The following is a 12,203-nucleotide window of genomic DNA, read 5'->3' as shown; positions in this document are numbered from 1 at the left end:
CTATTTTTGGAGTGAATCGGCGACGGTCATCGGCTCTACGACCGCTCCTTCACGAACTTTGTGGAAACCCGAAGTGACGACGCGCGCTCCGGAGTCGAGTCCGGAGTTGACTACCCACATATTATTATAGGTATTGCCGAGGGATACGATGCGCTGTTTCGCCCGTCCGGCCGAATCGAGCGCATAGACGCTGCTGATGCCCTGCGTGCGCATTACCGCTTGTTGCGGGATCAGCAGCGCCGACCGCAGCGTGTCGACGACGGTGCGGATGCGGGCGAACTGCCCGGGGCGCAACAGCGTATCCGGATTCGGGAACGAAACCTGTGCGTTCAGCGATCCGGTGCCCTGCTCGACGGCCCGTCCGATAAAATCGAAGTGCCCCCGGTGCGGATAGGCGATGTTGTCCGAGATCGTCAGCATGATTTCGCTGAAATCGGCCCTGCCCCGACGTATCAGATCGAAATAGGTGTCTTCCGGGATGAAGAATACCACGCGTATCGTATCGACCTGCGAGACGGTGTTCAGTACCGCATATTGCGATCCGGGGCCTACGTAGTCTCCGGTGCGGGCTTTTGTCTGTCCAATAATGCCGTTTACGGGGGAGAGTACCTGCGTGTAACTTTGTTCGATTTCGGTGTATTTCAATGCAGCCTGAGCTGCTTTCAGAGCCGCCTGGGCTGCCGATAGCCGCGAGACGGCGGCGTCTAGGTCGCTTTTGCTGGCGGCGTTGATGGTTGCGAGCGGTTTCACGCGTTCGTAATTCTGCCGGGCATTGGTCAGTTCCGCTTCGGCCTGGCTGACCGAGGCCTGCCGCTGAGCCGTTTGCGCGGCGTAAGGGGCCGGTTCGATCACGTAGAGCAAGTCTCCCTTGTGTACGAATGTCCCTTCTCTGAAATAGATTCCGCGCAAAAATCCGCTTACGCGCGCCTGTATCGTGATGTCCGATTTTCCGTAGGTCTGGCCTACGAAGTCCATCCATATCGGAATATCGCTCGTCGTCGCTTCGGCCACCGGCAGTTCGAGCGGCGGCGTCTGCGTCTCTCGCTTTCGTTTGCAGCCCAACAACAGGGCTCCGGATAAAATCAGAATCAGAAAGGTAGATTTATTCGCTTTCATACGTTTAGAGTTTACCGTTATTCTGTCAAAAAACATACCGCTTATTGACGGTGGTATTGTTTTGCAGGAAGGGGTACTCTTTTTAAGTCCTTTTTTTTCTTATTATGTCCTTTTTGAAGTTACAGGGTTGTGAATTTTGACGCTTGGCGGTTCAAAAACGATTTTGTGGAAATAATCCCCCGAAATGTGAGGGGGTGTCCGAAAAAGATCGAATTTATGCCGAGTCGTAATTTTAGGTTACTGTTTTTTATTAAATCCGGGTTTCAGGCAGGGATATTACGTGTTTTTACCGGATTTTGACGAGATAATTATGCGTTTAATAGAATTATTGTTTTAAATCGTAATTTAAATTATTTGTGATTTGTGTGTGTATTTTGGGGGGTGTATGTTTTAAAATAAGTATTTATATTAAAATATACCCCATAAAATTTGCATTATAGAATTTAAAAATACTATATTTGCATCAAACGATTGAATTTGTGGTTATGAAGCCTGAGGATTTTACTTATTATTTTTCGTTGGCAGAAAATCCCCGTATGGGGATTGAACGGAAAATCTGACAAAACGGTCCGATTCGTCGAAACGGATCGGAGTCCGGGAAAAGAAATGAGTTGTTGATCCATTTAAATGAAAGGCTATGAAAAAGAATTTATCCATTGTACGTATGATGTTGGCGGCGATAGTGTTTTCGACTTGCGCGCCGTCTTTAAAAGCCCAGTCCGGAGTGGTGGTGAACGTGGGAGCGGACCTCGTGAGCGGATATGTGTGGAGGGGGGTCTATCAGATAGGATCGGGGGCGAGTGTTCAGCCTTCGCTCGGATTGGCTTATAAAGGATTTTCCATCGGAGCCTGGGGCTCGACCAGCTTGCGGGAAGGTTTCAAGGAGCTGGATCTTTCGGCCGGTTATTCGGTCGGCGGTTTTTCGGTCGGAGTCACCGATTACTGGTGGGCCGGACAGGGCGCTCCTTTCTATTCCGATTATCTGAATACGCACCTGTTTGAGGGGACGCTGGGCTATCATTTCGGCAAAAAGTTTCCGTTGCACGTCTCCTGGAGCACGATGTTCGCCGGGAATCTCGACAAAGTGGACGGCGAGCGGAAGTTTTCGACCTATATCGAACTCGGTTACGATTTCCGGATCAAAGGCGTCGATCTGACCTGTGCAGTCGGCGTGGCGCCGTGGGACGCTCCGGCATGGCTAACTCCGCGATGGGGCGACAAAGGGTTTCAGGTTTCGAATATTTCGCTGAAAGCCTCCAAAACGATCCGGATTACGGATTCTTATTCGCTGCCGGTCTTCGTGCAGGCCGTCGCTTCGCCGGCGACCGATGATGCGAGTCTCGTATTCGGGATATCTTTTTAGTTCATTCACCATAAAATCCAAGCAAAATGAAAAAGATCGAGGCAATTATTCGTAAGACCAAGTTCGAGGAAGTGAAGGAAGCTTTGCTCGCAGCAGACATCGAGTGGTTCTCTTATTACGACGTTCGAGGGATCGGAAAGTCCCGCCAGGCCCGTATCTACCGCGGAGTGGTGTATGATACCAGTTCCATCGAGCGGATACTGATATCGATTGTTCTGCGCGATAAGAATGTGGAAAAGACGGTGCAGGCCCTTCTTAAATCGGCTTTTACCGGCGAGATCGGCGACGGGCGCATATTCGTCATTCCCATCGACGACGCCATCCGCATCCGTACCGGTGAAAGGGGCGATATCGCCCTTTACAATGCGGAGCTGGAGAAATAGTTTTTTCGAGGGCTTGTTATTGAACGAACACGAAGTATAACGACAAAGAATTTTGAGTCATGGATTATATAGAAGATATTACACAAGTCGCCGTCCCTGCGGTGGACAGCGGCAACACGGCGTGGATGATCGTCGCTACCATCCTCGTCCTGTTGATGACCATTCCCGGTATCGCCCTGTTTTACGGCGGGCTGGTGCGCCAGAAAAACGTACTGAGCATCATTATGCAGTGCTTGCTTATCGTCGGCGTAATTAGTATTCTGTGGGTGGCATTCGGTTACAGTTTCGTATTCGGAACCTCTCTTTGCGGGACTGCCGCAGGCAGCGTGATCGGCGGTTTCGATAAAGTGATGCTGAACGGCGTAACGCCGTCGGCGCTGACTACGGGCAACATTCCCGAAATCATTTTCGTGGTTTTCCAGTGTATGTTTGCCGTGATCACGCCGGCTTTGATACTGGGCGCTTTTGCCGAACGGATCAAATTTTCGGGCTTTATGCTCTTCACGATCCTGTGGAGCATCTTGGTGTACAACCCGATGGCGCACTGGGTATGGGGCGGCGGATGGCTGCAGGAAATGGGGGCCATCGACTTTGCGGGCGGAACGGTCGTGCATATCAATGCCGGTATTTCCGCACTGGTAATGGCCGTGCTGCTCGGTAAGAGAAGAGGCTACCGGGTCGGACAGCCGATGAGCCCGCACAACGTTACTTTCGTATTCATGGGAACGGCTTTTCTGTGGCTCGGCTGGTTCGGTTTCAATGCCGGAAGCGGTCTGCAGGCCGACGGTATCGCGGCCAACGCTTTTCTGGTGACGCACTTGGCCACTTGCGTGGCGGCGATGACGTGGATGCTGATCGACTGGGTGCACAACAAAAAGCCGACGACGGTCGGCGTGTGTACCGGAGCGGTGGCCGGACTGGTTGCCATTACGCCTGCCGCAGGCACCGTAAGCGTTCTTGGAGCCGTTTGCATCGGGCTTCTTTCCTCGGTCGTTTGCTTTTTCATGGTGGCCGTCGTCAAACCGAAATTCAAATACGACGACGCCCTCGACGCATTCGGCGTACACGGCATGGGCGGTATCGTGGGTTCTATTCTTACCGGAGTTTTCGCTACGCGGTATATCAGCGGCGAAGGCGGTGTGGAAGGAGCGCTTTACGGCGACTGGCATCAGTTGTGGGTGCAGGTAGTGGCTACGGCGGTATCCGTCGTTTTCAGCGCCGCAATGACCTATATTCTGTTCAAGATCGTCGACAAATTGGTCGGTCTGCGTGTTGACGCCCGCGTGGAAGAGGAGGGACTCGATATCTACGAACACGGCGAGAGCGCTTACAACAGTTAGACATCGTTGGATGTAGCGTAATAGAGGTTTAAGTTTAAGTTGGTTGCAAGATGCCCCGGCGGCGAACCGGCCGCCGGGATATCGAAAAAAGAAAAAAACGTTAAAATTCAAGCATATGTCACTTTACATGGTAAAACAGTACAAGGCCAAACTCGTTCCGGAGATGATGGAACAGGCCATCAAGACGATTAAAACCCGCTTTCAGAAATCGCTGGCGGCCGAACTGGATTTGCGCCGGGTCACCGCGCCGCTTTTCGTGCTGTCCGGGACGGGAATCAACGACGACCTGAACGGCGTCGAACGGCCGGTTTCGTTCCCGATCAAAGATATGGGTGAACGCCGCGCCGAGGTGGTGCATTCGCTGGCCAAGTGGAAACGAATGAAACTCGGAGCTTACGGCATCGCTCCCGGTTACGGTCTTTATACCGACATGAACGCCATCCGCGCCGACGAAGAGCTGGATAACTTGCATTCGATCTACGTGGATCAGTGGGATTGGGAACGCACCGTGACGGCAGAACAGCGCAACCTCGATTTCCTGAAAGAGATCGTTACTAAAATTTACGGTGTAGTTCGCCGCATGGAACGCGAAGTGTATGAGATCTATCCGCACATCACGCCGATCCTTCCGGAGACCATCCGGTTCATCCAAAGCGAAGACCTGTTGAAAATGTATCCGTCGCTGTCTCCTCGGGAACGCGAGACGGAAGCGGCCCGCAAATACGGGGCGATCTTCGTGATCGGCATCGGCGGCAAACTGTCCGACGGCAAAAAACACGACGGCCGGGCTCCGGATTACGACGACTGGACAACCCCGTCCGACGGAGGGTATAAAGGGTTGAACGGCGACATTATCCTGTGGAACCCGGTGCTCGAATCCGCTTTCGAAGTTTCAAGCATGGGTATCCGGGTCGACAAAACGGCTTTATTGCGTCAGTTGGAACTCGAGGGGTGTCCCGAGCGCGCCGATTTGGAATTTCACAAAGCGCTGCTCGAAGACCGTATTCCGTTGTCGATTGGCGGAGGGATCGGCCAGTCGCGGTTATGCATGTTCCTGCTGCGCTGCGCGCATATCGGCGAAGTGCAGGCCAGTATCTGGCCCGAAGAGATGGTAGAGACGTGCCGCAAGCACAATATCTATCTGAAGTAAAAAATGATTTGAGAGACGGAAAAGTTTCTAATACTTAAATTTATAAAGCCATGTCAGAACTTAGATTTAAAGTAGTGGAAGAGGCGATCAAACGCAAGGCCGTTTGTATGCCCGCGCCGGCGGAACGGGCTTCCGAATATTTCGGAATGTATGTTTTCAATGAAGACAAAATGCGCAAGTACCTGCCGAAAAAAACATACGAGGCGCTGTTCGAGACGATGAAGCACGGTAAAGCGCTGAGCCGCGAAATTGCAGACAGCGTCGCATCGGGTATGAAACAGTGGGCGATGGACATGGGCGCCACGCACTATACGCACTGGTTTCAGCCGCTTACGGGCGGTACGGCCGAAAAACACGACGCTTTTGTCGAGTACGACGGCAAGGGCGGGGTGATCGAGGAGTTTTCCGGGAAGCTGCTGATTCAGCAGGAGCCCGATGCATCGAGCTTTCCGAGCGGCGGTATCCGCAATACGTTCGAAGCGCGCGGTTATTCGGCTTGGGATGCGACTTCGCCGGCTTTCATCGTCGATACGACGCTCTGTATCCCGACGATTTTTATCGCCTATACCGGGGAAGCGCTCGACTACAAGGTACCCTTGCTTCGGTCGCTGCAGGCCGTCGATAGAGCCGCTACAGAGGTGTGCCGCTACTTCGATCCGACGGTGTCGAAAGTGTACTCCTACCTGGGATGGGAGCAGGAGTACTTTCTCGTCGACGAGGGCCTTTATGCGGCTCGTCCGGACATGGTGCTGACCGGTCGTACGCTGATGGGGCACGAGAGCGCCAAAAACCAGCAGTTGGAAGACCATTATTTCGGAGCCATTCCGACCCGGGTGATGGCGTTTATGAAAGATCTCGAATACGAGTGCTGGAAACTCGGCATTCCGGCCAAAACGCGTCACAACGAGGTGGCTCCGAACCAGTTCGAGCTTGCCCCGATTTTCGAAGAGACCAACCTGGCCAACGACCATAACCTGCTGCTGATGTCGATTATGAAAAAGGTGGCGCGCCGCCACTGTTTCCGGGTGATCCTGCACGAAAAGCCGTTTAAAGGAATCAACGGTTCGGGCAAACACAACAACTGGTCGCTCGGAACCGATACCGGCGTCAACCTGCTCTCCCCGGGCAAAACGCCGCAGGATAACCTGCAGTTCATCACGTTTCTGGTCAATGTGATGATGGCCGTTTACAAGCGGAACGGATTACTGAAGGCCAGTATCGCGAGCGCGACGAATGCCCACCGGCTGGGTGCGAACGAAGCGCCCCCGGCGATCATTTCGGTGTTCCTCGGCCGCCAGATTTCGGCGGTGCTTGACAAACTGGCCTCCAGTTCGTGCGACGATACGATCGAATTCGACGACAAGTGCGGTTTCCGGATGGGAGGAATCGATCATATTCCGGAATTGCTGATCGACAATACCGACCGCAACCGGACGTCTCCGTTCGCCTTTACGGGCAACCGTTTCGAGTTCCGCGCCGTAGGCTCTTCGGATAACTGCGGCGGCGCGATGACCGTATTGAATACCGCCGTAGCCGATCAGTTGGCCGAATTCAAGGAGGCCGTCGACACCCGTGTCGGCAAAGGCGAACCCAAAGAGCAGGCGATTCTGTCCGTGCTGAAGGCTTACGTCAGGGAGTCCGCCGCGGTTCATTTCGACGGCAACGGTTATACCGACGAGTGGAAAGAGGAAGCTCTGAGGCGCGGTCTGGACTGCGCGGTTTCCGTTCCGGAGATCATCGACCAGTTCGTTGCGCCGACCCATGCCGAGATGTTCGTTCGGATGGGGGTGCTTTCGTCGAAAGAGTTGCATGCGCGCGCCGAGGTGAAGTGGGAGACCTATACGAAAAAGATCCAGATCGAAGCCCGCGTGTTGGGCGATCTGGTGATGAATCATATTCTGCCGGTCGCTTCGCGCTACCAGGGAATGCTGCTGGACAAGGCTTTTAAAATGAAAGAGTTGTTCGGCGCCGATAAATTCGGAAGCGTGGCCGGCCAGGACATGGCGCTGATCGAGAAGATCTCCGTTCACATGGAGAAGATCCAGACGTTGACCGAAAAGATGATCGAAGCTCGCAAAGTGGCCAACAAAATCGCCAGCGAACGGAAAAAGGCGATTGCCTATCACGATACGGTGGCTGTGGCATTCGATGAGATCCGTTACCACGCCGACAAACTCGAAGAGGTGGTCGACAACGAAATGTGGCCGCTGCCGAAATACAGGGAGTTGCTATTCGTACGCTAGTGGTTTTTAATCCGCGCTGCGGTGGTTGCGAAAAAACGCTGCGGCGCAATTACAGACAAAAGGCATGAAACAGAATCGAAAAATAAACGTTGCGCCCCGCCGACAGGGGTTATACGATCCCGATAACGAACGCGACGCGTGCGGCGTCGGACTGGTTGTCAATATCAAGGGGAATAAGACCCACGACATTGTCGAAAACGGTCTCCAGGTACTCGAACACATGATGCACCGCGGAGCCGAAGGGGCCGATAACAAAACCGGCGACGGAGCCGGCATCCTGGTGCAGATTCCCCATGAATTTATTCTCTTGCAGGGCATTCCGGTTCCCGAAAAGGGGCATTACGGAACCGGACTCGTTTTCTTACCGCGCGACAAAGCCGGTCAGACGGCGGCTCTGGGGATCGTCAAACGAAACGTACAGGCCGAGGGACTTAACCTGATGCACGTGCGCGACGTTCCGGTGAACGACGACGTGCTGGGCCGGGCGGCCCGCGACACGGAACCTGTGATTAAACAGATCTTCGTAACGGGCGATCCGGGCGCGTCGACCCTGGAGCGCAAGCTCTATATCGTCCGCAAAAAGATCGAGAAAGAGTGGCTCGAAAGCGACCTGGAACAGAAGGAGGCGTGCTATGTGGTCAGCCTGTCTACCCGTACGCTGGTCTACAAAGGGATGTTGTCGTCGGTACAGTTACGCTATTATTTCCCCGATCTGGTCAATCCGTATTTTACCAGCGGCCTGGCTTTGGTGCATTCGCGTTTTTCGACCAATACGTTTCCGACCTGGAGTCTCGCGCAGCCGTTTCGCCTGTTGGGGCACAACGGCGAGATCAATACGATCCGCGGTAACCGGAGCTGGATGGAGAGCCGCGAGGGCGTGCTGCATCCCGACCTGCTCTGTCCGCTCGAAGAGCTGGGGCCCGTCGTGCAGCGGGGAATGAGCGACAGCGCTTCGTTGGACAACGTACTGGAATTTTTCGTTCAGAGCGGCATGACGTTACCCCATGCGCTGGCGATGTTGATTCCGGAAAGCTATAACGATAAAAATCCGATATCCGCCGAACTGAAGGCTTTTTACGAATACCACAGTATTTTCATGGAGCCTTGGGACGGCCCGGCGACGTTGCTTTTTTCGGACGGCCGTTATGCCGGCGGTATGCTCGACCGTAACGGCCTGCGCCCGGCCCGTTACTTTATTACCAAGAACGACATGATGGTGGTCGCCTCGGAGACCGGGACGTTTGCCGTCGAAGCTTCGGAGATCCGCGAAAAGGGTCGTTTGCGTCCCGGTAAAATCCTGATGATCGACACCGAGAAGGGCGAAATCCGCTACGATCCGGAAATCAAGGAACAGCTCGCCGCCGAACATCCGTACAAAGAGTGGCTCGGACGGAACCGGGTCGTGCTGAACCAGATTACTTCGGGCCGGCAGGTGAAACATTCGGTCGAACAGTACGACCGGATGCTGCGCGTGTTCGGGTACAACCGGGAGGACGTCGAGAAGCTTATCAAGCCGATGGGCGAAAACGGTTTCGAACCGCTCGGTTCGATGGGCAACGACACGCCGCTGGCCATTCTGTCGGCCAAACCGCAGCGGTTGTTCAACTATTTCCGGCAGCAGTTCGCGCAGGTGACCAATCCGCCGATCGATCCGATCCGCGAAGAACTGGTCATGTCGATCGCCAGTTACATCGGCGCGGTCGGCGGAAATATCTTGCACCCGTCGGCCGAACACTGCAAAGTGGTCAAACTGCCGAGTCCGATCCTGACCAATGCCGAACTGGATATTTTGAATAATCTGCGTTACAAAGGATTTCGGACGCTGACCTTGCCGATGCTGTTCGGCCCGGCAGACGGCGGACAGGGGCTTGCGGACGCGGTTGACCGACTTTGCGGAATGGCGGAAAAAGCGGTCGACGACGGTTACAATTATGTGATTCTGAGCGATCGGGGCGTCGACGTCGAACATGCTCCGATCCCGTCGCTGCTGGCTCTGTCGGCCGTGCACCACTACCTGAACGACCGGCGCAAGCGGGCTCAGATCGCGCTGATCGTCGAAACCGCCGAGGCGCGCGAAGTGATGCATATGGCGTTGCTGATCGGATTCGGGGCCAGCGCCGTCAATCCGTATATGGCTTTCGCCGTGCTCGACCGGCTGGTTGCCCAAGGCGATATTCAGTTGGACTACGAAACGGCCGAAAAACATTACGTCAAAGCGTTAAATAAAGGATTACTGAAAATTATCTCCAAGATGGGGATTTCGACGATCCGCAGTTACCGCGGCGCGGAGATCTTCGAAGCGGTGGGACTGTCGGACGGATTGCTGAAACGGTATTTCCGGGGGATGACTTCGAAGATCGGCGGGGCCGATTTGGAAGACCTCGCTGTCGATACGCTGGCCGCTCATGCGCACGGTTTCGGGGAGCTGTACGACGAGGATGCGCCGCTGGAGAATTTCGGCAATTACGCCTATCGTAAGGACGGCGAGCGGCATGCGTGGAATCCGGAGACGATCTCTACGCTGCAACTGGCCACGCGGCTGGGCAGTTACAAGAAATTCAAGGAGTATACGCGACTTGTCAACGAAAAACCGTCGCCGATGTTTCTGCGCGATTTGATGGAATTGAAACGCAATCCGATCGACCTGTCGCTCGTGGAGCCGGCGACGGAGATCATGAAGCGTTTCGTAACCGGTGCGATGTCGTTCGGTTCGCTCAGCCGCGAGGCGCACGAGGCGATCGCGATCGCGATGAATAAGATCGGAGGCAAAAGCAATACCGGCGAAGGCGGCGAGGACGCGCGGCGTTACCGTCCCAATACGGACGGTACGATCGCCCGCAGCGCGATCAAACAGGTGGCTTCGGGACGTTTCGGCGTCCATGCCGAATACCTGGTCAATGCCGACGAGATCCAGATCAAGGTCGCCCAGGGGGCCAAGCCCGGCGAGGGCGGACAACTCCCCGGTTACAAAGTCGACGAGATGATCGCCCGGACGCGGCATTCGATCCCCGGCATTTCGCTGATCTCGCCGCCTCCGCACCACGATATTTATTCGATCGAGGACCTGGCGCAATTGATTTTCGACCTGAAGAATGTCAATCCGCGCGCGCGGATCAGCGTGAAATTGGTTTCCGAAAGCGGAATCGGCACCATTGCGGCCGGAGTCGCTAAAGCGAAAGCCGATATGATCCTGGTCAGCGGCGGCGAAGGCGGTACCGGAGCCAGTCCGGTCAGCTCGGTGAAACATGCCGGCCTGCCGACCGAAATCGGCTTGGCCGACGTACAGCAAACCCTCGTGCTGAACGGTCTGCGCGGTAAAGTCACGCTGCAGACCGACGGCCAGTTGAAAACCGGCCGCGACGTGGTGATCGCCGCGCTGCTCGGGGCCGAGGAGTTCGGATTCGCTACGAGCGCGTTGATCGTACTGGGGTGCGTGATGATGCGCAAGTGCCATATGAACACTTGTCCGGTCGGCGTGGCTACGCAGGACGAACGGCTGCGGGAACATTTCCGCGGGCGTTACGAGTACCTGGTCAATTTCTTTAACTTTCTGGCCGAAGATGTCCGCGAAACGTTGGCCGAACTCGGATACGCGCGGTTGGACGACATTATCGGTCGCACCGACCTGATCGAGCCGAAAAAGTTCGAACCGGGAACCAAAATTTCGAAAGTGGATTTGTCGAGGATCCTGTACCGTCCGGCCGAAGCCGGAACGAACGACGTCCGTCGGACGACCGTGCAGGATCATAAGATCGAAAAGGTCAAGGACCGTTCGATCATCGGGATGGCGTCTCCGGCCATCGATTCGAAAATGCCGGTGCACCTGAGTTTCCCGATTTACAATACGGACCGTTCGGTCGGAGCGATGCTTTCGGGACAGATCACTTCGAAATACGGCAGCGAAGCGTTGCCCGAGAATACGGTCAGCGTGACTTTCCGCGGTTCTGCCGGGCAGAGTTTCGGAGCGTTCCTGTGCCGGGGCGTGACGTTTCGGTTGGAGGGAGACGCCAACGACTACCTCGGCAAAGGGCTTTCCGGCGGAAAAATCGTTTTGGTGCCGCCGAAAAACTCGACTTTCCTGCCCCACGAGAACATCATTGCCGGCAATACGCTGCTCTACGGCGCGACGGCGGGCGAAGTGTATATCAACGGGCAGGTCGGCGAGCGTTTCTGCGTCCGTAACAGCGGCGCGACGGCCGTTGTCGAAGGGGTGGGAGATCACTGTTGCGAATACATGACCGGCGGCCGCGCCGTAGTGCTCGGTACGACCGGACGAAACTTTGCGGCGGGCATGAGCGGCGGAATCGCTTACGTGTGGAACCGTCTCGGCAATTTCGACTTCTTCTGCAACATGGAGATGGTCGAATTGTCGTTGATCGAAGAGACGGCCGACAGCAAGGAATTGCATGCGCTGATCAGTTCGCACTATTACCATACGGGCAGCCCGCTCGCCAAAACGATGATCGACGACTGGAGCGAATACGTCGGCCAGTTTATCAAGGTGATGCCGATCGAATACAAAAAAGTGCTCCATGCGCAGCGCATGGCCGCGCTCGACCGCAAGATCGCCGAGATGGAAAAAGATTATTAAACCGCTGAAAAACGAAC

Annotated in this window: 7 protein-coding genes; 6 read left to right on the top strand and 1 reads right to left on the bottom strand. The window is 55.0% G+C overall.

Annotated features, from left to right (window positions below; all coding sequences use genetic code 11):
• The gene (locus C1A08_RS10390) at positions 1-1,116 is read right to left on the bottom strand and encodes an efflux RND transporter periplasmic adaptor subunit (RefSeq protein WP_101573308.1); all 1,116 of its coding nucleotides are present in this window, start codon (positions 1,114-1,116) and stop codon (positions 1-3) included.
• Positions 1,117-1,753: 637 nt separating this feature from the next.
• Here C1A08_RS10390 and C1A08_RS10385 point away from each other — a divergent pair.
• The 6 genes from C1A08_RS10385 (at position 1,754) to gltB (ending at position 12,186) form a co-directional block, all read left to right on the top strand.
• Positions 1,754-2,479 (top strand): TorF family putative porin, encoded by a 726-nt coding sequence (locus C1A08_RS10385; RefSeq protein ID WP_101573306.1) that lies wholly within the window; start codon positions 1,754-1,756, stop codon positions 2,477-2,479.
• A 26-nt stretch (positions 2,480-2,505) separates the two neighbouring features.
• On the top strand, positions 2,506-2,862 hold the full coding sequence (locus C1A08_RS10380; protein ID WP_055205988.1) for a P-II family nitrogen regulator: 357 nt from the start codon (positions 2,506-2,508) through the stop codon (positions 2,860-2,862).
• A gap of 59 nt (positions 2,863-2,921) precedes the next feature.
• Positions 2,922-4,202, top strand: coding sequence for an ammonium transporter (locus tag C1A08_RS10375; protein WP_101573304.1), 1,281 nt, complete (start codon positions 2,922-2,924; stop codon positions 4,200-4,202).
• Positions 4,203-4,317: 115 nt separating this feature from the next.
• Positions 4,318-5,352 (top strand): aspartate--ammonia ligase, encoded by a 1,035-nt coding sequence (asnA, locus tag C1A08_RS10370; RefSeq protein ID WP_101573435.1) that lies wholly within the window; start codon positions 4,318-4,320, stop codon positions 5,350-5,352.
• 50 nt (positions 5,353-5,402) lie between these two features.
• Complete coding sequence (locus C1A08_RS10365) at positions 5,403-7,595, top strand: glutamine synthetase III family protein (protein WP_101573303.1); 2,193 nt, start codon at positions 5,403-5,405, stop codon at positions 7,593-7,595.
• Positions 7,596-7,659: 64 nt separating this feature from the next.
• Complete coding sequence (gltB, locus tag C1A08_RS10360; protein ID WP_101573302.1) at positions 7,660-12,186, top strand: glutamate synthase large subunit; 4,527 nt, start codon at positions 7,660-7,662, stop codon at positions 12,184-12,186.
• Positions 12,187-12,203 lie beyond the last annotated feature (17 nt).

The sequence above is a fragment of the Alistipes sp. cv1 genome, from assembly GCF_900240235.1.
Classification (GTDB): Bacteria; Bacteroidota; Bacteroidia; order Bacteroidales; family Rikenellaceae; genus Alistipes_A; species Alistipes_A hominis.
The sequence above is the reverse complement of the archived record's forward strand: the minus strand, read 5'-3'. Positions and strand labels throughout refer to the sequence as shown.